The following is a 26,748-nucleotide window of genomic DNA, read 5'->3' as shown; positions in this document are numbered from 1 at the left end:
CATGAAGGGCACCCTGGACGGGGGTTGTCCCGAGTTCCTCGTGAGCTGGGTTCCGTCGGGTATGCATCTGAGCCTCGGGCCGGACCCGGTGCCGTCGGAGGTGCTGCTGGCCCCGCCGGTGCCCGGTCTGCACCTCGTCCACTGGGCCGAGGACACGGCCGGCTCGGCGCGGGCGTTCGACATCCTGCGAGCCCAGCCGAGGGCCGTGGTCGAGCGGATGGTGGACGCTCCGCCCGCGTCCGTCCTCGCCGAGATCGATTTCGAGCGGGCCACCGCCCGGGCCGATCGGCTGCGCATGCCGGTGCGGGTGCCCCGTGACGTGCTGACCGGCGGGGACACCAGCCGCGTGGTGCCGATCGGTCCGGCTGGCGACGGCGCCCAACACGTCCTTGTCCTGCCGGCCAGTCACCTACTCGTAGACGCCGTGACGCCGGTGCGGACGCAGAGGTCGGAGCAGGTTCTCCCCGATCTGGCCGTGGCGGTACGAGCGGCCGTCCGAGCCGGTGCCGGACAGCGGACGGAGCCGCGCCTGCCCATGTTCGTGCTCTCGACGGCCACCAGCGGTTCCTTCGCCGACCGGGACGTACCCACTGTGCATTCCGCCGTGGTGCATCAGCTCGTCGAGCGGTTCGGACAGCAGTACCGCGAATCGTCGATCCAGTTGGTCGGTCCGGACCCGGGTGGGCTGCTGCGTGAGGGGTATCCGCAGTCTTTCGGGTTGCTGGACGCGCTCCAGGAGGCGGGACACGGGCACCTGGACGCCGCGGGCCGTGGCGTTCTGCTGGCCGAACTGGCCGCCGTGGGCGCCACACTGATCGGCGCCACCGACGATATCGCCGAGATGCCGGGTGACTCGGGCCTGCGGACGCTGTGGCTCGGCGGACAGGTACGGCCCGAAGATCCGGTCGGCGACGGGCCGGCCCAGTCGCAACGCTTCGTACTGCCGATCGACTGGCCGGCGAGGCGTGACGCGCTCAGCGCGGTGGTGGGCGGTCTACCGGAGTCGACCGGGGCGGTGCGCGCCGCGCTGAACGACTGGCTGTCGTCGGTGGTGAGCTATCGGGGGGGAATTCATCAGGTACGGGAGGTTCAGGGTCGCGTCGACGAGGTGTTGGCGTTGCGGCTTCGTCTGGCCGGTGACATCGAGGCTCACCTGATGTCGGGACTTGCCGCACTCGATGAGAGCCCGCATGCCACGAGTGAGTGGTGGAACGAGTTCCGGGACCATCCGGACTTCGACCTTTCGCAGCTGTTTCAGCTGGCCCCGGTGGAGATCTACGGCTTGCTGCGCCGTTCGGTGGATCTGGACTGGGCCTTCGGGACGACGGTGGTGCCCGAGTCGATCAAGGGACGCGAGTTCGGGCCACCGCGGCCCGACAAGGTGTCGGGGAGGAACGCGAATGGCCTGGCGGTCCGCGTCAACCCGCTGTGGACACCGCTATCCGCGCTGACCGCCGCCCACTTCACCGACGCGCCGGGTGTCGCATGGCAGTTCTCCGTGACGCCCGATGGACTGCCGTGGTTCGGCAGTGAGAACGCCTCGCAGGTCGTGCCCGAGCGCGAGTGGGCGCGGTTGCAGGAGTTCCGGCTCGCTGCCGCCCGTCGGGCGGTGGCCGCAGCGGTGCGGGGCGAACCGCGGTCGGTGGACCAGACCCCGGACGAGGATGTCCCACCGCCGGTTGCCGACGGGGAAGTCGAGCGCCTCACCGCCGTGCTGAACCTGCCGGACCTGATAGCGGAGCTCGGCGTGCCCGCGCCGACACCGGAGCGGCTGCGACAGATGCTGGCTGCCCGCGAGGTCCGAGGGGCGCTTGTCGCGCCGGAGGTGCTGCGCAAGCAGTTCGACGGGCTCGGGCATCCCACCGTCGGTGCACGCTTCGGACCCGATGGCGCGTTCGTGGTCGGCGACAACCGTGCTGGTGGGGAGGTTCACTACGATCCCGACGATGACAGCCTGATCTTCAACGACCAGTCGGGCCGGACGATGAGCCCCAAGGTTCGAGCGACGCTCACCACGAAGGAATCCGACGCCTGGGTGACGCACGTCGCCCGGATGGTGAGCGCCCAGACGGGGCTGGAGTTCGAGATCGGCCTCTCCAAACAGACCGCGAAGGCGGCGCTCAAGTCGAGTCCCCGCGATCCGGAAGCGCTCGCCAAGGTCGCCATCGTCAAAGCGGGACTGTCGGACCGGCGGGCCGTCGGGCGGCTCCGCGAGGCCGCCGACCACCTGGACGCCCGAGTCGCGGCGGCACTGGATCGCCTGCCGGCCACAGCGGCGAAGACCGAGGCGACCAGGGCGTGGAGGGCGTTCCGGGACGCCGTGGCGGACACCGGGGGCTCCACCGTCGGCGCCGCGGCCAGGGCCGTCGCGGCGTATCGGACGGCGCTCTCGCAGGTGACGTCGGCCGTGGGATCGTCGGCCCCTCGGATACTCCCGGATCCGGGATATTTCTTCCCTCTCCCCGTCGTGGAGGTGCCGTCGGGGCTGTGGGTAGGTGCCGCGCAGGTTCCCGACGAAGCGGGCGACGCGGTCCGACGCCCGGGCTCGGAGCGGATCGTGGAGGTGCGCTTCCGAGCGAATCCAGACCTGGGAGACATCGGGCTGGCGCGGTTGGCTCTTCTCCGCCAGCCGGTGGATGTGGTCGACGTCGCGGTGCACCGGCCGGCGGTCGCCGACCTGACGGACGGCTTCGACGCCCAGGCGCGGGCCGATGCGTTCGGCCTTCCGGTGGACGTGGCGAGAGCGGACGCCCCGCCGCGGTATCTGACCCAGCCGCCGAGCGGATCGGTCTGGCTGGACGAGCACGGCCGGGCGGTCGACCATCCCGAACAGGCTCACTATCTGCGTGTTCGGCCGACCCGTCACCTCGTCGAGCAGCATCTCGACCACGGCCTCAGGGCGGAGCCCGCCGGACGGACATCCTCGTCGAACGCCACCGCCCCGCACATCGCGTCGTGGCGATCCGAACCGCGACCGCGCTTCGCCGGGGCCAACCGGTCCCGCTGGCAGAACGCGCTCACCCCGCAGGACCAGGCCATGGTCGACGCGGTCGTCGAGGCGGTGCACCGCCTCGACGTGACGTCCGGGCCACGGCGGGCGGCGGAACTGGCGGTGGTCGACGCGCTGCGTTCGCTGCACGTGCTCCGGGATCACCACGGCGCGGCGCGCCGGGGCGAGCACCTGCTGGCCACGATGCAGCGTCGGTTCACCCGGGACGGGCGCGCCGATCCCTCCCGGGTCCGTCGGATGATGCTGCACCACCGCACCGACCTCGGGAGTGGTCGGGAGACCCTTGGGTACGCGGCGGCGGCGGTGCGACTGGCGCTCGCCCACGGCAGTGCCCTGCCCGCCGCGACGATCGACCTGGACACCGCGACGCTGACCGTCGAGTTCGCCGCGCCGGGCGGCACCCGGCCGGTGCTCTCCGCCGAACAGCACACCGTGCCCGTCGACGTCGTTCCCGTGGACCGGTGGCCGCACGCGTTGACCGACTCCGCGCTGCTCGTCGACGATCGGCTGAAGATCCGCTCGGACGCGAGCGACAGGTCCCTCGTGCTCGGCTTTGCCGGGCTGTTCGCCCAACTCGCCACCGAGGGGGCAGCCGGTCTCACCCGGACCCTGCTGGCCGACAGCGCGGAGGCCCTGCACGCCAAACGGACGATCCTGCGGCGGATCCACTTCGGCGGCAGCACGTGGGGCACGACCCGACCGAAGCGATGGCTGAAGAAGCACCTGTCGATGCCGCACACCACCGAGGTGCTGCGGGCGGAGCTCCGCGCCATCGACGATGAACTCGCGGTGGCGGACCCCGGCCACTCCGACACCGCGGTCTGGGGCGTGGACCAGCCCGCCCACCTGAGTGGCAGGGCGTCCTTCGCCGACCACCTCGCACGGCGGATGGTCGCCGCATCGTCGGTAGCGACCACGTTCGCCGGTGGGCTGACCAACGACCCACCGCGTGCGATGGCGCTGATGGGAGCATCGGTCGCCGGGACGGGAGCACAGACCATCGTCCAGGCGGCGTCCGACGCGGCGGCGGCCAGCGTGAGCGGCAGCGCCGCGTCCAAGGCGGTACTGACGGCCCCCAAACGGTGGGGCGAGTTGGGGCGGCCGGTGAAGACTGTGCTCGGACTGCCCACCGCTCAGGTGACCAAGCGTGCGCCCTCCGCGTTGGCGCTGGCGGCTGCCTCAGGTCTGGTGACCGGTCTGGTGGGCCTCGACGTTCCGGCGGTGCTGGACGTGAACGGGCAGGTTCTCACCGAGGCGCACAAGGCGCACCGGTGGGACCTGGCCGGCCTGTCGACCGCGCTGCAGGGCGGGCAGGGTCTGCTGGCCGGCGCCGGCTCGGACTGGGTGTTCGACCTGTGGGAGGGGCGCGCGAAGGGCGCCTTCGAGCGCGCGTTGAGCGGCAGCCCGGATCACCGCCGCAACCAGTACGTGGAGGTCGCGTTCCACCACGCGCTGGAGCTGTACGGGCGGTGGGCCGAGTCCCTCAACTCGGGCATACCCGCCCCGGAGCACCTGAAGGCCGACCTCGCCGACCTCGTCGGACAGGTGGACGGGCTGGCGCAGGAGGTCGGGAGGGAGGTGGACAACAAGGTCGCCGACCTGCGGCACCGCCGTCGGCTGGTCAAGCGCTTCGGCGGCATGTTCGGTCGGCAGCAGGGGCGGCAGAGTTACGACCTGGTCGATCGCGGACTGCCCAACGGGAGGCCGAACATCTGGCACCACATGCTGCGCGTCGGCATCCAGTACTCTGCCGCGCAGGTGCCGTCCCAGGTGATCGGTCACCTCGCCGGCAGCGCGGCCGGACTCGCGGACGCCGGTGTCCTGTCTGGCGTGGGACGAGGCCTGGCCTACGGCGCCGGGTTCAGCGCGTTGAAGAACCACGAGTTCCGCGACGCGGTGGCGGTGGCGGCCTGGGACGCCAGGTTCCGGCTGGGTGTGGTCAGGACCCTGCTGGACGCGATCGCCAGGGGCGAGGCCGTGGCCGAGGGCGTGCTGCCCCGCGCCGCCGATCCGGGGCGCTACCCGTGGTTGGCGAAGTTCAGTCAGGACACCGCGCGCGTCCTGGATCAGCGCAGGATCAACCAGCTCGTCGGCCGGCCCACGGAGATCTCCAAACGTACCCAGATGATCTACAAGCATGTGCCGTCCACCGCCGCCGGAGCGCTGGGTTACGGCATCGCGGCGGGTGCTGGGATGATCGCCGCTCCGGTGGCGCTGCCCCTGATCCTCACTGTCGTCGGCGTCCTCACGGCCACCGGCGTCGGCGAGACCTACCTGCGGACCCACGAACCTCGGCACCGCCAGGCGGCACGGTTCGCCGGCGCCGTCGCCGAGGTGAGCAGCCAGCCCCGCTCCAGCGAGCAGTTCGTGCAGGTTCTCCGGGACAACCTGCGCGAGGCGGCGGTGGCGAACGAGTTGATCACGCCGATCGACCTGCCGCCCAAGGCGGGGGTACTCAAGCGGTTCGGTCGCTGGCAACGCGACGGGTTCAGCGACGTGTGGGTCAGCGGAAGGCGGCGCGTCCGACGGGCCGTCGTATGGGCGCAGGACCAGGCCCGTGCCGGCCAACCACCGCGACACCTCACCCGGCAACCGCTCCGGGCGGCCGGACCGCTGCACCTGACCGCCGCCGACCGCGCCGAAGTGGACGCGCTGCACGAGATCCTCACCGACCTCGACACGCTCAAGAGCTGGGCCGTCGGCGACGACACCGACCGCGAGCTGCTCCGTACCGACCTCGCTCTGCACCTCGACAAGCTCGGCCTCTGGCAGGGCGCGGCGGGACCGGACTGGTCCTGGAGCCAGGCGCGCTGGACGGCGATCGCCGCGGCTCTGCGATCCCGACACGGCCGGATCGACCTCCTCGGGCAGAGCGGCCCGGGCGGCGTCGAGTCCGTCGAGTCGATGGCGGCGCTCCGGCGCGCCGAGTCGGATCCGCTGTCGCCGTACCGGGTGGCCGTCGACCGCGAGCGGGAGAGGACGAATCACCTGTGGGCCGGCATCGCCAGGATGTCGTCGGCCGAGGGGCGACCGCAGCCCTGGGTGTCGGTGATCTCGCCGACGAAACTGCACATCGCGGTCGGTGACCTGAAGAGCGCCGAGCTGGACCTCCGGGTCGACACGGCGCTCAACGGGCCCGCCGAAATCGTGCTGCGGCTGCGCCACTGGTCGGCGCCGACCTACGAACTCCTCGTGCGGGACAGCGCGACCCTGCACGATCCGGACGCCCTGGGTCGTCTGCTGAACGGGGCCGTCGAGCAGATCAGGGTCGATCGGCCCGGCCTCGGCACGCGATCGTGGAACCTGGTCCAGCACGCGTTCCGCACCGAGGACAGGTACCCCGTCCTGCGTCGACAGCTCAATCCGTTCGGCCCGCCGACGTGGCCGCTTCGGCTCAGCCCCGCCATCGCCGCGCATCCCAACCTGTACGTGATCTCGTCGCACGACGGGCCGCGCCCACGCCAGCTCATCGACCAACTGATCCCGGCGGCCGCCCGGCCCGCGCAACCGGTCATCCTGCTGGACGCCCCGAGGATCGGCCACGCCGTGCTCGACGCTGATCTTGCCGCGCTGAACTACCTGCTCGAACAGTTCGCCCAGCGCGATCAGCTACCGGTGGTCGTCACCCGGGGCAGGGTGAACGGCGACGTGCTCGACGTGGCGGCGAAGTACGGTGCCGCCGTCCTGCATCCGACCCTGGACAAACCCGTCAGCGCCGGATTGAACAGCCTCCAGTTGGGCCACCGGTGGAAGGTGACCGCGTCGCGGAAGGGGCCAGGCGGCCGGGGCCTCCCGGACAGTGCGGCATGGGACCACATCACCCCGGCGGTGCTCGACGCGGCGGCTCGACTGGCGCGCCCCACCGAGGCGGTGTCCCGCGTCGATGACGCGCTCGGTGAGTTGATCTGGTCGGTCGACCTGGCAGTGGAACCGGCGGCCGGCCGTACGGTCTTCCGCACTGTGGCGCAGCGATGGTCGACAGACGGGATGAAGTCCCACCTCAACCGGGTCAAAAAAATGATCGAGCGGGTGCCCGGTCGACGCGAGCTGGGCATCCTCGCGCCGGTGCTGGAGTTCGGCGCCGCTGGCCAGGCCGACGTCGTCTTCGACTACGCGATCGCCGACGAGGCGCGACGACCCCGGGTGCTGCTCGAATCGGTGGGCCGTCTCGACCTGGCGGGGCAGCTCGACGTACCGACGGGGGTCGGGCTGACCACCGGTGCCCTCGTGTCGATGGTGAGCGCCGTCGGCGGCGACACGTCGATGCCCGCCGTCGCGGTGTCGGTGCTCGAGGTGCTCCCGGTGATCAGGGCCGGGAACTTCGCGGATGCTGAGACCTTCATCGAGACCAACCGGGGCCGATTCTCCCCGGAGGAGAAGGGGCGGTGGGTGGATGCGATCGCCGGCCTGTCCGCCAGCATGCCGGGACGCGTCGAGCAGCTCGAACGGTTGTCGCAGGCGGTGCTCACCTGCTGAGTTCGGCTCTCCTCAGTGGGTGCGGCGGAGATCGTAGGCGGGGCCTTCCGGGCCCGCCACCGACCCCAGGTACTCCTGGCCGCGCATTCGGCACCACGCCGGGAGGTCGACCGCCGCCGCCGGGTCGTCGGCCAGCACCCGGACCACCGTGCCGACCGGCACCTGCGGCATTCGCCGGGCCGCCGCGATCACCGGCAGTGGGCAGCGCTGGCCCCGGCAGTCGATCACCTCGTCCGGCATCGTCACAGCCCGACCACCCCGGCGTCGGCCCGCAGTTCGGCGACGATCCCGGGCAGCTCGGCGAGGAACCGCTCGACGTCCTCCTCGGTCGTGTCCCGGTGCAGGCTGACCCGGACGTTGCCGTGCGAGAGCACCCCCATCGCCTCCAACACGTGCGACGGCCGCAGCGTGGACGACGTACAGGACGAACCGGACGACACCGCGAAACCCCGCCGGTCCAGCGCGTGCAGCAGCGTCTCGCCGTCGACGTACAGGCAGGAGAACGTCACCAGGTGCGGCAGGCGCAGCACCGGGTCGCCGACCACCTCCACGTCGGGCACCTCGGCCGTCACCCGCGCCCGGATCCGGTCCACCAGCGGGGACAGCCGGGCCTGCTCGGCCGCCGCGTCGGCCGCCGCCGCGCGCAGGCTCGCCGCCGCCGCCACCACCGCGGGGAGGTTCACCACCCCGGGGGTACGTCCACCCTCCCGCTCGTCGGCCGGCCACGGCGACTCCCAGCGGGTGCCCTTGCGCACCGCCAGCAGCCCCACCCCGGGTGGCCCGCCCCACTTGTGGGCACTGGCGCTGAGCACCGACCAGCCGGCCGGCAGGGGCACCCGCCCGACCGACTGCGCCGCGTCCACGTACAGCGGCACCCCGACGTCAGCGCAGAGGGCCGCCGCCTCGGCGACCGGCTGCACGGTGCCCACCTCGTGGCTGGCGCTGATCAACGCCGCCAGCGCGACCCCGGGAGCCCGGACGGCGTCCGACCAGGCGGTCAGATCCAACCGGCCCGACCGGTCGACCCGCACGGCGGTGGCCGCGCCGCCGGCCGCCACGTGCCGCTCGGCGGCGTGCAGGACGGCGGAGTGCTCGATCGCCGAGTGCACCAGCGTCGCCCCGACCCGACGCCGTCCCGCCAGCGCGCCGAGCACCGCACCGTGGGCCGCGGTCGTACCACTGGGGGTGAAGGACAGCTCGTCGGCGCGGACGCCGAGCGTCTGCGCGGCGGCCTCGCGGGCGGCGTCGAGCAGTTGCCGCGCGCGGCGTGCCTGGCTGTAGATCTTCCCCGGGTCGGCCCAGCCGTCCTCCAGCGCCGCCAGCAGCGCCTGCCGGGCGACCGGATGCAGCGGCGCGGCGGTCGCCGCGTCCAGGTAGACCGAAGAGGCGCTCACGGTGGCACCTTCTGTTCGCGACTGCGGGGCTCGCAACCCCGGCTCACTCCTCGCGCTCACGGGGCCTAACGCTATCGCGGCGTTATGCCCAGGATCCCCCCGATGGGGGCGGACAGCGACCCCACCACGGCTGAGTCCGTCATGGTCGAGTAATCTGCGACCGTCGGTGACGCCTTTGCCGCCGGTGCTGACGAACGACGCACCGCGGCGCGCTAGGGAGGCAGGACCAGGTGGTCGCAAGGAGTTCGGAGGTACGGCCGTCGGCCGTACGGCACGGTGCTGCCCCACGGGTCGGTGGACGCCGGGGACGTGGTGCCGGTCGGCTGGCCGGGCTCGGTCTCGGGGGCGTGGCTCTGCTGGTTCTGCTCACGGGCTGTGACGTCGGCAAGACGTTCGACGGCTTCGGCTGGCCGCAGGGCGGCATCACCCCCGAGTCGCACCGGATGTACGACCTGTGGATCGCCTCCTGCGTCGCCGCGCTCGCGGTCGGCGTCTTCGTGTGGGGCCTGATCTTCTGGTGTGTCGTGCGCTACCGCAAGCGCGGCAACGCGCTGCCGGTGCAGACCCGCTACAACCTGCCGATGGAGTTCCTCTACACCATCGCGCCGATCCTGATCGTCTCCGTGCTCTTCTACTACACGGCGATCGTGCAGACCGACGTCGACAAGCTGTCGAAGAACCCGGACGTCACGGTCGAGGTCGTCGCGTTCAAGTGGAACTGGCAGTTCAACTACCGCGACGGTCAGGGCACGCAGGCCCGCACCACCGCGTCGACGCTCGGCACCAGTGAGGTCATCCCGGTGCTCGTGCTGCCGACCAACCGGTCCATCCGGTTCGAGGAGACCAGCCGCGACGTCATCCACTCCTTCTGGGTGCCGGAGCTGCTGTTCAAGCGGGACGTCATGCCCGGCAAGATCCGCAACGTCTTCGAGGTTTCCAGCCTGGACGCCGAGGGCGCGTACGTCGGCCGCTGCGCCGAGCTGTGCGGCAGCTACCACGCGTTCATGAACTTCGAGCTGCGGGTCGTCTCGCCGGAGAAGTACGACCAGTTCCTCGCGGCCAAGCAGGGTGGCAAGTCCACCCAGGAGGCGCTGGCCCAGATCGGCGAGGAGCCGTACGCGCAGACCACCCAGCCGTTCGACACCCGACGGACGCAGAGCAACTTCAACCCGGACGACGCTCCGGCCGGCACGGGAAGCTGAGGCAGCCGCATGAAGACCGAGTGGCGTATCTTCCTGATCATCGCCGGGTTCCTCTTCGGCGCCACCATCCTCTACGGCGCCTGGACGCACGGTGAGTCCGGCAACATCGAGTGGGTGGGCACCGTCGCCCTGGCGCTGTCGTTCCTGCTCTGCTCGATGTGCGGCGGCTTCTTCTGGTTCGTCTCCCGCCGTATCGACCTGCGCCCCGAGGACCGGGCCGACGCCGAGATCTCCGATGGCGCCGGCGAGGTCGGCTTCTTCAGTCCGGGCAGCTACTGGCCGTTCGGTCTGGCGCTGGCCGCCGCGACCGCCGCGCTGGGCCTGGTGTTCTGGCAGTTCTGGCTGATCGGCCTCGGCCTGGTGGCGGTCATCTTCGCCGCCTGCGGCCTGCTCTTCGAGTACTACACCGGCACCCGGCGCACCGCCGAGCACTGATCGACCCGGTCGCCCGCGGCGACCGACCGCGTACCGCCACGAAGGCCCGCCTCCCGAACGGGGGAGCGGGCCTTCGTCGTGGGAGCGGCTCGCTGACCTGGTTGGACGCATGCCGCCCGTGCTGTCCGATCCTGGGGGACGGGCCGAGCAGGTCGCCGCGAGCCAGTGGCCGGCGGGGGACAACCGCCGTCACCGACGCGGATCAGACGGTGGTCGCGGCTTCGGCGGTGGTGGCGGTGGCGGCGGTGGTGGCGGTCTCGATCCAACGCTCCAGCACGCCCGCCGCCGCACCCGAGTCGATCGACTCGGCGGCGCGGTCCAGACCGGCGCGCAGCGCCTCGGTCAGGTCGCCGTCGAGCGGACCCTGCGTCGCGAGCGCCGCCGCCGCGTTGACCAGGACCGCGTCGCGCACCGGGCCGGTCTCGCCGGCCAGCAGCCGACGGGCCACGCCGGCGTTGTACGCGGCGTCATGGCCGCGCAGGTCGCCGAGGGTGGCCCGGGGTACGCCGAGGTCGGTCGCGTCCAGCACGGCCTCGCGTACGGTGCCGCCCTGCGCCGCCCAGACGCGGGTCGGCGCGGCGGTGGTGAACTCGTCCAGCCCGTCCTCGCCGCGCATCACCAGCACCGAGTCGCCCCGGGCGGCGAACACACCGGCCATCACCGGTGCCATGCGCGCGTCGAAGCAGCCGACCGCGCCGGCGCGGGGACGGGCCGGGTTGGTCAGCGGGCCGAGGAAGTTGAACACGGTGGGTACGCCCAGCTCCCGGCGGACCGGCCCGGTGTGCCGCATCCCCGGGTGGAACCGGGCGGCGAAGCAGAAACCGATGCCGGCCTCGGTGACGCAGCGCACGATGGCATCGGGGTCGAGGTCGAGCGGGACGCCGAGGAACTCCAGCAGGTCGGCGGTGCCGCAGGAGGAGGACGCGGCCCGGTTGCCGTGCTTGACCACCCGTACGCCCGCGCCCGCGACGACCAGCGCGGCCATGGTGGAGATGTTGACCGTCTGGGCGAGGTCACCGCCGGTGCCCACGACGTCCAGCGCGGTGGAGCGCAGCTCGTCGGGGAGGTCGACCGGGACGGCCCGGCTCAACATCGTCTCCACCAGGCCGGCCAGCTCGGCCGAGGTCTCACCCTTGGCCCGGAGCGCCACCGCGAAGCCCGCCACCTGCGCGGCGGTCGCCGAACCGGCCATGATCTCGCCCATGGCCCAGGCGGTGTCGCCGGTGGACAGCTCCTCGCCGCGCAGCAGCGAGTTGAGCAGGTGCGGCCAGGTCCGATCGCCCATGGCGGGCCTCCCGAGCGTACGAAGTGCGGGTGGGCTGGAACGGGCGCAGGCTCGGCCGGCGCCGTGTCGGTGCCGATTGGCGCTGGGACGTCAGGCGGGTGCGTGCGTCCGCAGCAGCTCGGCCACCGTGCTGCCGGTGGTCACCGGGTCGAGCGGGTGCACCAGCGTCGCGTCGACCTCGGCGTACGCGGCGAGCCATCGGTCTGCGGCGCGGGCGATCACGAGGCAGGTGGGGGGCGCGTCGTCCCGGTCGTCCTTGATCTGCCGGGCGATGCCGATGCCGCCGCCGGGGCTCGCCTCGCCGTCGAGCAGCAGCAGGTCGATCTCGTAGTCGTCGACGAGCCGGATGGTCTCGGCGTAGGTCGACGCGTCGACGAACTCGATCTGCAGCCCGGGGGCGGGTCGGGTGCCCACGGCGAGCCGCATCCGGTCACGGACCTGCGGGTCGTCGCTGTAGAGCAGGACGGTGCACAGACGCTCACTCATGCCGACACTCCGCTTCCAACCTCGTAGCTGCCCGCCGATCGTACCGGCCGACGTGACGTACCTGACACGCCGCCCGCTCTCCGCGCGTCCGACGTACCGTCTGCGCAGCTCAGGCCGTCGCGGCGTCGGCGGCGCGGTCGCGGGCCTCCTGGCGGTCCAGCTCGCGGTCGACGCGGCGGGCCTCCCGCTCGGACTGCTTGACCCACTGCACGACCAGCACCGCGAGCATGGTCACGCTGACGAACTCACCGCCAGCCCAGAGGATGCCGCCGGCGACCACCTGGTCGGCCTTGGGGTCGGCCCAGCTCAGGTTGAGCGACGGGTACCAGTCGCCGCCCAAGAGCGTGGTGCTCTGCATGATGGTGAGACCGAGCACGGTGTGGAACGGCACGGAGAGCAGCATCAGCAGCGCCCGCGCCGGGTACGGCCAGCGGCCGGGCAGCGGATCGAGGCCGAGCAGCGGCCAGAAGAACACGCAGCCGGTCAGGATGAAGTGCGCGTGCACCAGCTCGTGCGCCCAGGCGTGTTCCAGGGTGAAGCGGTACAGGTCACTGAAGTACAGCGCGAACGGGTTGACGACGAAGATGGCGAACGCCACCAGCGGGAAGCTGTAGACCCGGGCGACGCGGCTGTGCACGATCGCCAGGAGCCGCTTGCGCGGTCCGACCGGCAGGGTCCGCAGGGCCAGCGTCATCGGCGCGCCCAGCGCCAGGAAGATCGGCGACACCATGGAGAGCACCATGTGCTGGACCATGTGCACCGACAGCAGCGCGGTGTCGTAGGCGTGCAGCCCGCTGACCGTGACCAGCGCGATGCCGCCGAGGCCGGGCCCGAGGAAGAAGACGGTACGGGCGACCGGCCAGCGGTCGCCGCGGATGCGCAGCCGGTACACGCCGTAGAGGTAGAGGCCGGCGGCGAGCACCAGGCCGAGGGCCAGCCAGCTGTCCAGCCGGGTCTCGGTCAGCACCGCACCGATGGTGAACGGTGGTGGGGTCGCCTCTGCCCCGGCGGCCAGCGCCGACGGGCCCGCCGGAGTGGCCGCGAGCACCTCGGCCGGGACGGCCGAGGTGGCGGCGAGGATGGGATCGACGTGCAGCACGCTTTTCAGGCTAGGCCAGGCGAACCGGGCCCTGACGCTCGGCCCACGGAAGGCGCAGGTTTGCCACCCCGCTGATCGCCGGCCCCGGTCAGGGGCAATAATGACGGCGTGACTGCGGCCCCAGCCATTGACAAGAGCCGGATCCACTCTCTGACGCGACCCAACATGGTCAGCGTGGGGACGATCGTGTGGCTCTCCAGCGAACTCATGTTCTTCGCGGCGCTCTTCGCGATGTACTTCTCGATCCGCGCGGCTGCGCCGGAGCAGTGGGAGAAGCACACCGAGTCGCTGAACATCCCGTACGCGACCACCTTCACGGTGATCCTGGTGCTGTCCTCGGTGACCTGCCAGCTCGGCGTCTTCGCGGCGGAGAAGGGTGACGTGCACGCGCTGCGTCGCTGGTTCACCGTCACCTTCGTGATGGGCCTGATCTTCGTGCTCGGCCAGGTGAACGAGTACCGCCACCTGGTGGAGGACGGCATCAAGATCAACGCCGACGGCTACGGCTCGATGTTCTACCTGACGACCGGCTTCCACGGCCTGCACGTGACCGGCGGTCTCATCGCCTTCATCATCTTCATGGTCCGCACGACCATGGGCCGGTTCACGCCGGCGCAGGCGACCTCGGCGATCGTCGTGTCGTACTACTGGCACTTCGTCGACGTCGTGTGGATCGGCCTGTACGCCATGATCTACTGGCTTCAGTGATCTTGGCGCGTCACGAACCGCGCCGCTGCTCCGTCCCCTGAGACAAGGTCCAACCGGTTAAGGACACAGCTCATGACTTCTGACAACGACCGCCGACGCGGCCTGCTCGCGCGGTTGCGCGGGCGGCCCGCCGCGCGCAGCAGGGGCCGCCGCCGGCTGGGCGCCGCGGTCCGGCTGATCGCGGCGCTGATGCTCGCCGGCGGCGCCTACACCGTCTTCGCCCCCGGTGCGCAGGCGCAGGACAATCCGCCGCTCACCGGCGCCGCAGCCGAGGGCAAGGCGCTGTTCGACGTGAGCTGTGTGACCTGCCACGGACGCAACGCCCAGGGCGTCGAGGGTCGCGGGCCGAGCCTGATCGGCGTCGGCGCGGCCTCGGTCGAGTTCCAGGTCAGCTCGGGCCGTATGCCGCTGGCCCGCCAGGAGGCCCAGGCGCACCGTAAGCCCCCGGTCTTCACCGACGAGCAGGTCCGTCAGCTCGCCCAGTACGTCCAGGAGCTCGGCGGCGGTCCGGTCGTGCCGGGCACCGAAGACGACCTGCACGAGAACGGCAACGTCGCGGCTGGCGGCGAGCTGTTCCGGATCAACTGCTCGCAGTGCCACGCCTTCGGCGGTGGCGGCGGTGCGCTCTCCTCGGGCAAGTTCGCCCCGAGCCTGCACCCGGCGACCGACCGGCAGATCTACGCGGCGATGCTGAGCGGCCCGCAGAACATGCCGGTGTTCGGCGACAACCAGATCACGCCGGAGCAGAAGGCGGACATCATCGCCTACATCCAGGAGACGCTGAAGACCGACCAGGATCCGGGCGGGTTCAACCTCGGCCGGTACGGGCCGTCCACCGAGGGCCTGGCGATCTTCCTGGTTGGCATCGTGGCGCTCGTCTTCGCTAGCCTGTGGATTGCGGGTAAGTCGTGACCGAGCGGATCGTCAGTTTCAGTGCCGTGGTGCCGCTCGGCGCCACCCGTAGCGAGGTGACGGCATGAGCACGCACACCGAGCACCAGGCCCCCCAGGGCCAGGAGCCGCTCGACGTGAACGACCCCCGGCTGAGCCGGTTCGACATCGTCCGCGAGGGCGCGCGTCGGGACGACATCGAGATCGTCCACTACGAGCCGCAGGTGCTGCCGGGCACCAAGGCGGAGCGTCGGCTGACCCGCGTGGTGGCCGGATTCTTCCTGATCACCGGCCTGGCGGCGACCGCCTTCCTGGCCATCTACATCTGGTGGCCGTGGCAGTACGCGCCGGGCCGCGGCGGCGACAAGTTCTACACGCCGCTGCTGGGCGCCACCCTCGGCGTGGCCCTGCTCGCCGTCGGCTTCGGCATCCTGACCTGGGGCAAGAAGTTGCTGCCCAAGGAGGTCTCGATCCAGGACCGGCACGAGGGTCAGGTTGATTCCGAGGGCCGTACCATCACCGGCCAGACCCTGCTCTACGTGGCCGACGAGCTGGGTGTGAAGCGTCGTCCGCTGCTCGGCATCTCGCTGCTGGCCGGTCTCGCGCCGGTCGCCGCGGTCGCGGCGGCGCCGCTGGTCGGCGGGCTGATCTCCCAGCCGCACAAGAACAACCAGATGTTCACCACCGGGTTCGCCCCGGCCGAGGGTGGGCAGAAGATCCGCCTGGTCCGCGAGGACGGCCGTCCGGTTCGCCCGGCGGACATCAGCGCGGGTGGCCAGCTGACGGTCTTCCCGGGCATCGAGCACGGCGTGAGCAACCGGCACGCCGACTCGCCGACGCTGCTGATCCACCTGCGCGATTCGGACGCCCAGAAGTCCCGCGAGGCCAACTCCCGTCCCGACGTCGGCCACGGCGACTTCATGTGGGGCAACTACGCGGCGTTCTCCAAGATCTGCACGCACGCCGGCTGCCCCGCCAGCCTCTTCGAGCAGCAGACCAACCGGCTGCTCTGCCCGTGCCACCAGTCCCAGTTCCTGATCACCGACAACGCCCGGCCCGTCTTCGGCCCCGCCAGCCGGCGGCTGCCACAGCTGCCCATCGAGGTGGACTCCGAGGGCTTCTTCGTGGCGAAGTCCGACTACACCGAGACCGTCGGGCCTGACTTCTGGGAGCGGCCGTGAAGCGTCGAAAGTTTGACCTGGCAGCCACGCCGGGCAAGGCCGCGGCGGGGGTGGACGACCGCTTCGCGGTGGCCACGCCGCTGCGCAAGCTGCTGAACAAGGTCTTCCCGGACCACTGGTCGTTCCTGCTGGGCGAGATCGCGCTGTTCTCGTTCATCGTTCTGCTGTTGACCGGTGTGTTCCTCACCTTCTTCTACGAGCCGGCGATGACCGAGGTGGTCTACGACGGCAGCTACGCGCCGTTGCAGGGCACGCCGATGTCCGCCGCGTACGCCTCCAGCCTGGACCTGTCGTTCGACGTCCGTGGTGGCCTGGTGATGCGGCAGATGCACCACTGGGCGGCGCTGCTGTTCATGGCCGCGATCGTCGTGCACATGCTGCGGGTGTTCTTCACCGGCGCCTTCCGCAAGCCGCGTGAGACCAACTGGATCATCGGCTCGCTGCTGTTCTGGGTCGGCTTCCTGGCCGGCTTCACCGGCTACTCGCTGCCGGACGACGGCCTGTCCGGCACCGGTCTGCGGATCGCCTCCGCGATCATGCTGTCCATCCCGGTGGTGGGCTCCTGGCTGACGTCGTCGATCTTCGGCGGGGAGTTCCCCGGCACGATCATCATCAGCCGGTTCTTCATCGCCCACGTCCTGCTGATCCCGGGCCTGCTGCTCGCGCTGATCAGCGCCCACCTCGGTCTGGTCTTCAAGCAGAAGCACACCCAGTGGCCCGGCCCCGGCCGGACCAACAACAACGTGGTCGGCGAGCGGATGTTCCCGCGCTACGCGCTCAAGCAGGGCGGCTTCTTCATGGTCGTCTTCGGCGTGATCGCGCTGCTGGGCGGTCTGTTCCAGATCAACCCGATCTGGCTGTTCGGCCCGTACGAGGCGTGGGTGGTCTCGGCCGCCAGCCAGCCCGACTGGTACGTCATGTTCCTCGACGGCTCGACCCGACTCATGCCGGCGTGGCAGCTCAACATCCCGATCGGCGACGGGTACGTCATCCCGCCGCTGTTCTGGCCGACCGTCGTACTGCCCGGCATCCTGGTCGGCCTGTCGACGATGTACCCGTTCCTGGAGGCCCGGCACCTCAAGGACCGCAAGAGCCACAACCTGCTCCAGCGGCCCCGGGACGTTCCGGCCCGTACGGCCGTGGGTGCCATGGCCGTCGCCTTCTACATCGTGCTGACGCTCTCGGGCGCCAACGACGTGATCGCCGACAAGTTCCAGATCAGCCTGAACGCCATGACCTGGGCGGGCCGGATCGGCCTGCTCGTGGTCCCGCCGCTGGCGTACTACGTCACCTACCGGCTCTGCCTGGGTCTGCAGCAGCACGACCGGGAGGTGCTCGCGCACGGCGTGGAGACCGGCATCATCCGGCGTCTGCCGGACGGCCGGTTCGTCGAGGTCCACCAGCCGCTCAGCGCGGCGAACGGGCACGCGGACGGCCACGGCGAGCTGGACTACGTCGGCTGGGTGGTGCCGAAGAAGATGAACCGGCTCGGGGCGCTCGGCCCGGCGGTCCGGGGCTTCTTCTACCCGATCGAGAAGCCGGTGGAGGCGCCGGTCTCGCCGGGTCACCCGCCGGTCGAGCCCCGGCCCGACCGCGCGGAGATCGGCAGCGGCGAGAGCCGCCACTGACCTCCCGACAGCACCGTCACGTGACGCCCGCCGGACTTCCGGCGGGCGTCACGTCGTTGTCGGTGTCCCGCCACCCATCCGAGGAGAAGTCGGACGGGCACGGCGGGACCGGTCGACCCCGCGCGCCGGGCGATCGCAGGAATAACCCCCGTGAGCCGGGTATCCGTGCGATCCAACGTCTCAAGGGGGGGAAGCATGTTGGGTCTCAAACGCCTCGGCCTGTTGGCCGCGCTGGTGCTGGTCGGCCTCGCACCGGCAGCGGCCGCCCAGGCAGCGGCACAGCCGTCGACGCAGGACACCCAGTATCTGCAGGCGGTGCACCAGGTCAACCTTTTCGAGATCACCGCCGGTGAGCTGGCTCAGCAGAAGGGCCAGAACCAGAGGGTGAAGGACCTGGGCGCGATGTTCAAGACCGACCACACCCAGCTGGACCAGACGGTGCAGCAGACCGCGTCGCAGCTCAACGTCGAACTGCCGAACGAGCCGACGGCCGATCAGCAGGCGGTCATCGACAAGCTGAACAACGCCAGCGGCACGGAGTTCGACCGGCTCTGGGTGACCAGTGAGCTGGCCGGTCACGTCCAGGCCATCCAGGCCACCCAGACGGAGATCTCGCAGGGCTCCGAGCAGACGGTGGTCCAGTTGGCCCAGACCGCCCTGCCGACGTTGCAGGCGCACTACGACGAGCTGGTCCAGCTCGCCAACCAGTTGGGCATCCCGGTCCCGCAGACCAGCGCCAGCGGCACGCCCAGCCCGGGCACCTCGTCGCCGGCTCCGGGTGGGACCACCGAGTCGCCGGCTCCGAGTGGTGGCATCACCGAGTCGCCGGAACCGGGCCTCGGCACCACCGAGCGGCCCGCTCCCAGCGAGAGCTGACCTCGCGGTAGCGCGACGGCCGGTCCACTCCGCACGGGTGGACCGGCCGCGGCGCGTCCCGCGTCGGGCGCGAGCGCGGCCCGCGGGTCAGTCGGCGTCCGCGAGGCCGATCGCGAACGTCTCCTCAAGGTCGAGCTTCGAGTACGCCCGGAACGCGATGTGCGACTCCGTGTTCAGGACACCCGGCACCTTGGAGATGCTGCCCGCGATGACCTGTGCGATCTGGTCGAACTCGCGGACCCGGACGATGGCGATGAGGTCGACGTGCCCGGCCACCGAGTAGACCTCGCTGACACCGGCGACGTTGGCCAGGGCCTCCGCCACCTCGGGGATCGCGTCGGTGGCACAGTCGATCAGCACGATCGCGGTGATCACGGGGCATTTCTCCGTTCGTCGGCGTCGCTGCCCATGCTAGATGCTCCGGGCGGGACTCCAGGACGGGTGTACCCGGCACCCGTCCTCCCGTGCCCGTCGCCGTTGCTCGGTGTCGGATGCCCGGCGCTGTCGCCATCAGTCGTCGCCTCGGCCCGCCGACCCGCCGACCCGCCGACCCGCCGACCCGCCGACCCGCCGACCCGCCGACCCCGCTAACCCGCTAACCCGCCGACCCGCTAACCCGCCGACCCCGCCGGCCCCGCCAACCCGACCGGTCCGCCGACTTGCGGGGTCGGTGGCGTGGCGGGTGGCCGACCCGCGGGGCTTTCGAACCGGGGGCGCGCGAACGGCCGGCCCGGCGGCGCGGGCGCGCGGGATCAGTCGTGGGCGGTGGCGTGCACCGTACCGTCGTCGCCGAAGCGGATCGCGTCCCGCAGACGCTCGCCGTCCCGTACGGTCGCGCCCGGCCAGATCACGCTGCGCCGCACGTCGCCGCCCACCCGGGCATCCGCGCCGACGACCGACTCGACACAGCTCCCGGTCACCGTGGCGGACTCGTCGACCAGGACACCGCCGGCCGCCGCGTGCAGGTTGGCCGCCAGGTAGTCGGCGGGGGTGCCGGTGTCGTAGAAGGTCCCCGCGTACGGCACCACGTCGAGCGTCCCGGCCGCCTCCGCCGGGCGCCACACCGCGCGTACCAGGTCGGAGAAGACCACCGGTAGGTCGCGTACGAGTCGCCACGGCAGCAGCGAGAAACCGGCGAAGCAGTGCCCGGCGAAGGTGCCCGGCGCGCCCGGGTCGGCGGCGGGCTGCCCGAGCAGGCGTACGGAGTCCCGGTCCCAGCCGTCCAGCAGCGCGGCCACGTCGGGGCCCGGCGCGGTGACCGGATCGGCCAGGTACGCGTCGGCGTTGCCGACCAGGACCGGCCGGCCGTCGATCCAGTCCCGCAGGTTGGCCACGCCGCCGGCCGTGCCGAGCGGGTCGCCGGGCTCCACCGACAGGTGGGCGCGGTCGCCGACGTGTGCGACCACCTGGTCGGCGAGGTAGCAGGCGTTCACCGCGACCCGTGCGGGACCGGTCAGGCCGAGACCGGCCAGCCGGCTCAGCGCCCGGTCCAGCAGGGGCACGTTGCCGACCGGGCACAGCGCCTTGGGCACCCGTTCGGTGAGCGGGCGCAGCCGGGTGCCCTCGCCGGCGGCGAGTACGACCGCGCAGACGTCCTCCGGCCAGCCCGCCCTGGTCATGGCGCGGTGTCGGGCACCGGCGGCGGGAACTGCCCGGCCAGCGGCCCGATGTCGTAGTAGGCGAGCAGCCGCGCCGTCGGCCAGGTCAGCTTGGGCAGGTCGTCCAGCGGATGCCAGGCGGCCTCGAAGACCTCCCCGCCGTCTACCACCAGTTCGGTGCTGGACGCCGGAACCTCCGTCTCGAAGACCATGTCCACCCAGCCCTTGGCGTGCACGATCGCGTTCGGCACGGCCGGGCGCAGCCGGGACGGCGGCAGCCGGACGCCGGACTCCTCGAACAGTTCGCGAGCCGCGCCCACGACCGGCGGCTCACCCCGGTTGAGCAGACCGGCGGGGAGCGACCAGCCCTTGCCGGGGGGCTGGCGCAGCATCAGCAGCCGACCCGCACCCGTCGCCTCGGCGTCGCGGACCAGGGTGACCGCGCCGACGATGTACTTCGGTACGGCGAGCCGGACCAGGCGACGGCGCACCGGCAACGGCAGCCGGTAGAAGGCCTGGTAGAAGAGAGCCCGACCGGTGGCGCGGGAACGGGGGATCATGACCCCCAGGTTAGTGGTCACGAATGTCGTTCAGACGCGCTGGGGCCCGCCCGGTCACTGTCGATGGTCGACGAGGTCGATGAGCTGGCGTACCACGGCGTCCGGTTCGATCACCCGGTCGAAGACCGCGACGAGCAGGGTCTCCAGGTCGGGATAGCCCAACTCTTCGGAGAGCCGCAGCAGGGGCAGGTCGCTGGCGAGACCACGGTTGTGTTGACGCAGGGCGAGACCGATGGTGGCCCGACCGAGGCGGACCTTGTCGCTGATCGTGATGCCCGGCTCGGTGTGTTCGGCGAACCACCTGTTGATCTGCATCTGCGCGTGCGGCGACTTGACGAAATCCAGCCACTCCTTGCGCGGGCCGCGCGGCGCGGCGGCGGCCTCGAAGCCGTTGTCGGCGTCGTTCTCGGTGAAGATCTCCACCACGTCGCCCTCGTCCAGCTCCGAGCTCAGCGGAGCGAGCCGGCCGTTGATGCGGGCGGCGAGGCAGTGGTCGCCCCGGTGACTGCCCAGCTCGTACGCCAGGTCGACGGGTGTGGCGCCGGCCGGCAGCACCACCTGACGACCGTCGGCGAAGACCTGGATCTGGCCCTCGGCGAGGTCGCAGCGCAGCGACTCGTAGAACTGTGCCGGGTCGGCAGCCTCCGGCTCCCAGTCGAGCACTCGACGCAGCCAGTCCAACTGCTCGGCCCGGGCCGCCGCGCTGCCGCCGCCCGGGCGGGGGAAGCGGAAGTCGGCGGCGATGCCGTACTCGGCCGAGCGGTGCATCTCCCCGGTGCGGATCAGCACCTCCACCGTGCGGTCCCGCGGGCCGCAGACGCTCGTGTGCAGCGAGCGGTAGAGGTTGTTCTTCGGCGAGGCGATGAAGTCCTTGAAACGGCCCGCGACCGGCCGCCAGGTGCCGTGGATCGCGCCCAGCGCCGCGTAACAGTCGGTGGCCGGGCCGTCGACCACCACCGAGATGCGGGGCAGGTCGTACGGCGCGGTGTGGCCGCCGGCGATGGTGTCTTTCCAGATCGAGTAGAGGTGCCGGGGTCGGGGGCTGACCTCGGCGTCGACCCGGCTGCGCTTGAGCGCCACCCGGGCGCGGCTGACCACCGCGTCGAGGTACGCGTCCCAGCCCGGCCGGTCATGCACGTGTCGGGCCAGCCGGGCGTGCTCGTCGGGCTCCAGGTGCAGCAGCACCACGTCGTCCAGCTCACGTTTGAGGGTCTGGATGCCCAACCGGTCGCAGAGGGGGACCAGGACCTCCTGCGTCTTGCGGGCGATCCGTTCGCGGGACGCCGCCGAGCGCACACCGAGGGTACGCATGTTGTGCAGCCGGTCGGCCAGCTTGATGATTAGCACCCGGACGTCCTTGGCGGCCGCGACGATCATCTTGCGGATCGTCTCCGCCTCGGCGGCCTTGCCGTAGAACGCCTTGTCGAACTTGGTCACCCCGTCGACCAGGTGGGCCACCTCGTGGCCGAAGTCCTCCGACAGCGCCTGGAGCGTGTAGCGGGTGTCCTCGACGGTGTCGTGCAGCAGCGCCGCGACCAGCGTGGTGGTGTCCATGCCCAGCTCGGCGCAGATCTGCGCCACCGCGAGCGGATGGGTGATGTACGGCTCGCCGCTCTTGCGGAACTGCCCGCGGTGCATGTTCTCCGCGATCGTGTACGCCCGTCGCAGCACTGCCGGATCGGTGCCGGCGTGGATGCCCCGGTGGGTGCGGACCAGGTGGGTGACCGGGTCGGAGTCGTTGGTCGGCCAGGTGAGCAACGACCGCAGTCGGCGGGTGAGGGGCAGCTCACCCGACCGGGTTGGCAGGGCGCCCCCCAGGGCGGCGCCGTGTCCGGCGTCGACGTCCACGAGGGACACCTCCTCACCCCGGCTCCGCGACCGCCGGACCGGGCGATCGGGAGCAGGCCCACGAAACGGGCAGGACTGCACTTCTCTAACAGCCTAAGCGAGTCGACGTAGTCCGATCGGTCAGTTGGTCATGAGCGTTCGGTCGAGAGTTGGTGCGACGCCCCGCTCTCGGCCTTCGCCAGCAGGTCACCGAAGCGGCCCGCGCCGCCCGCCGGTGAGGACCAACCGGACGATATCTCGACCAGCCGGGTCTCCGGCCGCTCCAACCAGGACAGGATCCGCTCGGACTCCTCGGCGGTGGCCGACGGCACCGGCCCGTGCCCGCCCGACACTGTCTCGGCCGTGGCGCGGATGGTGTTCAGCGTGGGTCGCGGGTGGACGCCCGGCGGGGACACGCCCGCCCCGGCCAGCCGTCCGTGCCGGATCAGGGCCAGCTCCCAGCCGCCGCGGGCGGCCGGTCGGGCCGCCGCCAACTCGACGATCCCGGTCAGCGCCGCCAGCCGCTGCATCCGCACGGTGGCGCGCAGCACCGCGGCCAGCCGGGATCGCACCACGGCGGCCTCCTCGTAGCGCTGGTCGGCCGCGAGCACGTCGATCCGGGCCAGCAGCGCGTCCACCACCGGCTGCGGGTCGCTGGTGGTGGCGGTGCGGAACGGCCCGACCGCTGCGTCGTCGTACTCCTCGGGGGTGATCCTGTGCTCGCAGGGCGCCGGGCAGCGACCCAGCTCGGCCAGCGCGCAGGCCGGCGTGACGGTGCGCAGCGAGAGCCGGTGCGTGCACTGGCGCAGTGGGACGGCGTCGTGGAAGCCGGCGGCGGCCAGCTCCGCGGCCCGCCGGGAGGTGAACGGCCCGAGGTAGGCGGTGTCCGCGGGGGAGATGTCACGCACGATCGACAACCGGGGGTACGGCCCGTCGGTCAGCTTGAGCCAGACCATCCGCTCCGGGTATTTCGACCGCCTGTTGTACGGCGGCGCGTGCGCGGCGATCAACCGCAGCTCACGGACCTCCGCCTCCAACGAGTGCGCGCACTCCACGGCCTCCACGCGCTCGGCCGCGGCCAGCATCTCGGAGATCCGGGCGCGCTTCTCGCCGGCCGTGAAGTAGCTGCGCACCCGGGTGGCGATGTCTCCCGAGGTGCCGACGTAGAGCGGCCGGCCGTCCGCGGCCCGGAAGATGTAGACACCCGGGACCTTGGGCAACCCCTCGGCCAGGTGCCGCTTGCGGCGCTGCGTCGGGGTGACCGCGCGGGCGAACTCGATGGCGTCGCCGACGGTGTCGACGCGGTGCCCGCCGAGACGGCCGATCAGGCCGTGCAGCACGTCGACGGTGGCCCTCGCGTCGTCCAGCGCGCGGTGGGAGGGCTGGGTGGTGGTCCGGAAGTACGCCGCCAGGGTGCCCAGCTTTCGGTTGGGCACCTCGTCGCGGGTCAGCACCCGCCGGGCCAGCGCCGCCGTGTCCAGCACGCGGGGGTTGGGCCAGCGGTACCCGTGCTTGGCGCAGGCGGCCTTGAGGAAGCCCACGTCGTACGGGGCGTTGTGGGCCACCAGCACCGCGTCGGCGATGAACTCCAGGAAGCTGGGCAGCACCTGCTCGATCGGCGGGGCCGGCAGCAGCATGGCCTGGGTGATCCCGGTCAGCACGGTGATGAACGGCGGGATCGGCTGCCCCGGGTTGACCAGGGTGGCCAGCACTCCCAGCTCCTCGCCGCCGCGCACCTTGACCGCGCCGATCTCGGTGATGCCGCCGCCGTCCGGCGCGCCGCCGGTGGTCTCCAGGTCGACCACCACGAAGGTCGTCGCGTACAGCGGCAGGGCCCGGTCCACCCCGCCCACCGCCGGGTCGAGACCGGCCAGTGACTCCTGGACGTACTCCGCCTGTGCCATCGGCGGCACGCTAGCGCCCCGGTCCGACACTCCCGTCACAGCCGTCCCAGCAGTCACCATGGGGCTAGGATGAGAGATCGGCTCACTCACCGGGCAGTGGGCCCGCCAGCGGTGGGAGACTTGCCACATGCCCCTCACCGAGCCGCACGACGACCACCTCCCGCAGGAGGGTCCGGTCGCGCGCGACGGTGCCGTGGGCGATCCGGACACCGGCGGCAATCCCGTCGAATCGGCGATCGAGCCGGAGCCGACACTGCCCGAGCCGGTCCGCCAGCGGATCGTGGCGCTGACCGCCGCTGTGCTGCCCACCCTCCCCGCCGACGAGGTACCGGTGCCGCTGCGGCGGGTGGCCAAGTTCGCCCCCAACCGCCGGGCCCGCCTCGGCGCTCCGGCCATCGCCGCCCAGCTCACCGGTGACCCGCTGTTCCGGCAGCGGGTCACCGCCCGGGTGCTGACCGACGCCGGTGACCTCGGCGCGGCCGTGGTCGAGGGCACCGCGCCGGCCGCCGCCGACCCGGTCGAGGTGGCCGCGCTGGCGTATCTGGCCCGACCGCGCGGCTGGCGGGAGCTGATCGACGCCAGCGGCGCCGCGGTGCGCGCCGAGGTGGACAGCGCCGTCGTCGCCGAACTGGTCCGCGAGGCCGAGCAGCGGGCCACCCGCGCCGAACACGATCGCGCGGTGGCCCGGGTCGAGGCCGACAAGCTCCGCGACGAGCTGGCACGGGTCCGGGAGGAGCTGGGTCAGCTTCGCGAGGAGTCCCGTCAGTTGGCCCGTACCCTGCGCGAGACGCAGACCCGCGAGCGCAAGGCCACCGAACTTCTCGCCACCGAGCGGGGTCGCGCGGCCCGGGCCAGCGCCGAGGTGGACGCCGAGCTGCGCCGCGCCCGCGCTCGGCTCGCCGAGGCCGAGGCGGCGGCCGGGGTGGCCCGCGCCAGCGCCAAGGAGGCCCGTTCGGTCGACGACGCCCGCCTCTGGCTGCTGCTGGAGACCATCGGCCAGGCCGCCGTCGGGCTGCGCCGGGAACTGGCGCTCGACCCGGTCGACAAGCTCCCCGCCGACTTCGTCGCGGACGCGTTCGCCGAGCAGCCGGGCAGCGCTCCGGCCGGCCCGGCCGCCCGTGCCCGGGACACCGACGACCCGGCCCGGCTCGACCAGCTACTCGCCCTGCCCCGGGCGCACCTCGTGGTGGACGGCTACAACGTCACCAAGCGCGGCTTCGGCGAGATGTCGCTGGAGCAGCAGCGCAAGCGCCTCATCACCGGGCTGGGCGGGATCGCCGCGCAGACCGGCGACGAGATCACCGTGGTGTTCGACGGGGCCGAGCGGATGCACGGGCTGCCCCCCGCCCCGCGCGGCGTACGGGTGCTCTTCTCCCGCAAGGGCGAGACCGCCGACGAGCTGATCCGACGCCTGGTCCGCGCCGAGCCGGCCGGCCGCCCGGTCGTCGTGGTCTCGTCCGACCGCGAGGTCGCCGACGGCGTACGCCGGCACGGGGCGTACCCGCTGGGGGCCGACTCGCTGCTGCGCCGCCTCGCCCGCTCCTGACCGCGCATCCGGGCCGAGCCGTCGGGGCGGGCAAGAATCCGGCGAGGTTCTTGCAGGTCCGGTCGGCGACGTTGTCCGCATCCGCCCGGCACCGTCGGGCACCGGACGAAGACAGGCGAACGACATGAGAAAAAGACTGCTGGGCACCATCCTCGGCACGGTTGTCACACTGGCGGCGCTCCTCGTCGCCCCGGCACCGGCCCAGGCGGCCTCGGGCGGCGGCTGCACCGGCGCCTACCCGATCAGCTCGTGCATCTCGTACCAGGGCTCCAACCAGACCGTGGTGGGTGACTTCTACATGAACGCCACACCGGACCAGTCCCGGTGCACGGCGTACCTTCAGCTGCGGACCACGAACAACGGCAACACCTCCTGGATTTACTACGACCTCAGCCGGACCGGCCGGTTCGGACCGATCAGCCGCAACGTCAACGTGATGAACAACTTCAAGGGCTCCGCCGTCGCGGTGGTCGAGGTCTACACGTGCAGCGGAACGTTGCACGGCATCTTCACCAGCCCTCGGGTGTACTACCCGTGACGTCCTGATCCGGGCGCGGGCGCGGGAGCGGCCCCCGCCCGAGAGCGCGGGACAGCCCCCGGGGGCCGGCCGGGGGGGGGGGGGGGGGGGGGCGGTGTTAGACAA

The 26,748-nt window shown here is 71.8% G+C and carries 20 protein-coding genes; 10 read left to right on the top strand and 10 right to left on the bottom strand.

Features of this window, described 5'->3' with window-relative positions; genetic code table 11:
- Position 1 precedes the first annotated feature (1 nt).
- On the top strand, positions 2-7,486 hold the full coding sequence (locus tag ACLQ24_RS03025) for a hypothetical protein (RefSeq protein ID WP_425888862.1): 7,485 nt from the start codon (positions 2-4) through the stop codon (positions 7,484-7,486).
- Positions 7,487-7,498: 12 nt separating this feature from the next.
- On the opposite strand, the gene ACLQ24_RS03020 is transcribed toward ACLQ24_RS03025, so the two are convergent.
- The gene (locus ACLQ24_RS03020; protein ID WP_425888861.1) at positions 7,499-7,732 is read right to left on the bottom strand and encodes a sulfurtransferase TusA family protein; all 234 of its coding nucleotides are present in this window, start codon (positions 7,730-7,732) and stop codon (positions 7,499-7,501) included.
- On the bottom strand, positions 7,729-9,120 hold the full coding sequence (locus tag ACLQ24_RS03015; protein WP_425888860.1) for a cysteine desulfurase family protein: 1,392 nt from the start codon (positions 9,118-9,120) through the stop codon (positions 7,729-7,731). Before ACLQ24_RS03015 ends, ACLQ24_RS03020 begins: the two co-directional genes overlap by 4 nt.
- On the opposite strand from ACLQ24_RS03015, the gene coxB reads away from it, so the two are divergent.
- Positions 9,111-10,082 carry a cytochrome c oxidase subunit II gene (gene coxB, locus ACLQ24_RS03010; protein WP_425888859.1) on the top strand — a complete coding sequence of 324 codons (972 nt, stop codon included), beginning with the start codon at positions 9,111-9,113 and terminating at the stop codon, positions 10,080-10,082. The two genes, ACLQ24_RS03015 and coxB, sit on opposite strands and share 10 nt — an antisense overlap.
- 9 nt (positions 10,083-10,091) lie before the next feature.
- Positions 10,092-10,517, top strand: coding sequence for a cytochrome c oxidase subunit 4 (locus ACLQ24_RS03005; protein WP_425888858.1), 426 nt, complete (start codon positions 10,092-10,094; stop codon positions 10,515-10,517).
- A gap of 202 nt (positions 10,518-10,719) precedes the next feature.
- On the opposite strand, the gene trpD is transcribed toward ACLQ24_RS03005, so the two are convergent.
- The 3 genes from trpD to ACLQ24_RS02990 form a co-directional block, all read right to left on the bottom strand.
- Positions 10,720-11,802: an anthranilate phosphoribosyltransferase gene (gene trpD / locus ACLQ24_RS03000; protein ID WP_425888857.1), complete on the bottom strand. Its 1,083-nt coding sequence runs from the start codon at positions 11,800-11,802 to the stop codon at positions 10,720-10,722.
- Between the two features lie 90 nt (positions 11,803-11,892).
- A complete protein-coding gene (locus ACLQ24_RS02995; RefSeq protein WP_355236420.1) occupies positions 11,893-12,288 on the bottom strand; it encodes a hypothetical protein in 396 nt (131 codons plus the stop codon).
- Between the two features lie 109 nt (positions 12,289-12,397).
- Positions 12,398-13,387, bottom strand: coding sequence for a cytochrome c oxidase assembly protein (locus ACLQ24_RS02990; protein WP_425888856.1), 990 nt, complete (start codon positions 13,385-13,387; stop codon positions 12,398-12,400).
- Positions 13,388-13,495: 108 nt separating this feature from the next.
- On the opposite strand from ACLQ24_RS02990, the gene ACLQ24_RS02985 reads away from it, so the two are divergent.
- The 5 genes from ACLQ24_RS02985 (at position 13,496) to ACLQ24_RS02965 (ending at position 18,670) form a co-directional block, all read left to right on the top strand.
- The gene (locus ACLQ24_RS02985) at positions 13,496-14,095 is read left to right on the top strand and encodes a cytochrome c oxidase subunit 3 (RefSeq protein WP_425888855.1); all 600 of its coding nucleotides are present in this window, start codon (positions 13,496-13,498) and stop codon (positions 14,093-14,095) included.
- A gap of 72 nt (positions 14,096-14,167) precedes the next feature.
- On the top strand, positions 14,168-15,007 hold the full coding sequence (locus ACLQ24_RS02980) for a cytochrome c (protein WP_425888854.1): 840 nt from the start codon (positions 14,168-14,170) through the stop codon (positions 15,005-15,007).
- Positions 15,008-15,071: 64 nt separating this feature from the next.
- A complete protein-coding gene (locus tag ACLQ24_RS02975) occupies positions 15,072-16,166 on the top strand; it encodes a ubiquinol-cytochrome c reductase iron-sulfur subunit (RefSeq protein ID WP_425888853.1) in 1,095 nt (364 codons plus the stop codon).
- On the top strand, positions 16,163-17,794 hold the full coding sequence (locus tag ACLQ24_RS02970) for a cytochrome b N-terminal domain-containing protein (protein WP_425888852.1): 1,632 nt from the start codon (positions 16,163-16,165) through the stop codon (positions 17,792-17,794). The genes ACLQ24_RS02975 and ACLQ24_RS02970 overlap by 4 nt, the downstream gene beginning before the upstream one ends.
- A gap of 195 nt (positions 17,795-17,989) precedes the next feature.
- The gene (locus tag ACLQ24_RS02965) at positions 17,990-18,670 is read left to right on the top strand and encodes a DUF4142 domain-containing protein (RefSeq protein ID WP_425888851.1); all 681 of its coding nucleotides are present in this window, start codon (positions 17,990-17,992) and stop codon (positions 18,668-18,670) included.
- Positions 18,671-18,757: 87 nt separating this feature from the next.
- Here ACLQ24_RS02965 and ACLQ24_RS02960 read toward each other — a convergent pair whose 3' ends face one another.
- The 5 genes from ACLQ24_RS02960 to ACLQ24_RS02940 all read right to left on the bottom strand — a co-directional run bounded on the left by ACLQ24_RS02960 (position 18,758) and on the right by ACLQ24_RS02940 (position 24,559).
- Positions 18,758-19,045: an Lrp/AsnC family transcriptional regulator gene (locus ACLQ24_RS02960; RefSeq protein ID WP_355236440.1), complete on the bottom strand. Its 288-nt coding sequence runs from the start codon at positions 19,043-19,045 to the stop codon at positions 18,758-18,760.
- A gap of 377 nt (positions 19,046-19,422) precedes the next feature.
- Entirely contained in the window at positions 19,423-20,289 is an 867-nt protein-coding gene (locus tag ACLQ24_RS02955; protein ID WP_425888850.1) for a sugar phosphate nucleotidyltransferase, read from the bottom strand.
- Positions 20,286-20,828 carry an NUDIX hydrolase gene (locus tag ACLQ24_RS02950; protein ID WP_425888849.1) on the bottom strand — a complete coding sequence of 181 codons (543 nt, stop codon included), beginning with the start codon at positions 20,826-20,828 and terminating at the stop codon, positions 20,286-20,288. Before ACLQ24_RS02950 ends, ACLQ24_RS02955 begins: the two co-directional genes overlap by 4 nt.
- A gap of 54 nt (positions 20,829-20,882) precedes the next feature.
- Entirely contained in the window at positions 20,883-22,676 is a 1,794-nt protein-coding gene (locus ACLQ24_RS02945; RefSeq protein WP_425888894.1) for a RelA/SpoT family protein, read from the bottom strand.
- A 128-nt stretch (positions 22,677-22,804) separates the two neighbouring features.
- The gene (locus tag ACLQ24_RS02940) at positions 22,805-24,559 is read right to left on the bottom strand and encodes a DEDD exonuclease domain-containing protein (protein WP_425888848.1); all 1,755 of its coding nucleotides are present in this window, start codon (positions 24,557-24,559) and stop codon (positions 22,805-22,807) included.
- A gap of 127 nt (positions 24,560-24,686) precedes the next feature.
- Here ACLQ24_RS02940 and ACLQ24_RS02935 point away from each other — a divergent pair, with 127 nt between their 5' ends.
- Both ACLQ24_RS02935 and ACLQ24_RS02930 read left to right on the top strand, forming a co-directional pair.
- Complete coding sequence (locus ACLQ24_RS02935) at positions 24,687-26,105, top strand: NYN domain-containing protein (RefSeq protein ID WP_425888847.1); 1,419 nt, start codon at positions 24,687-24,689, stop codon at positions 26,103-26,105.
- A 124-nt stretch (positions 26,106-26,229) separates the two neighbouring features.
- Positions 26,230-26,643: a hypothetical protein gene (locus tag ACLQ24_RS02930; RefSeq protein ID WP_425888846.1), complete on the top strand. Its 414-nt coding sequence runs from the start codon at positions 26,230-26,232 to the stop codon at positions 26,641-26,643.
- Positions 26,644-26,748 lie beyond the last annotated feature (105 nt).

Origin of the sequence: Micromonospora sp. DT4 (genome assembly GCF_049841675.1) — a bacterium.
Classification (GTDB): domain Bacteria; phylum Actinomycetota; class Actinomycetes; order Mycobacteriales; family Micromonosporaceae; genus Micromonospora.
The sequence above is the reverse complement of the archived record's forward strand: the minus strand, read 5'-3'. Positions and strand labels throughout refer to the sequence as shown.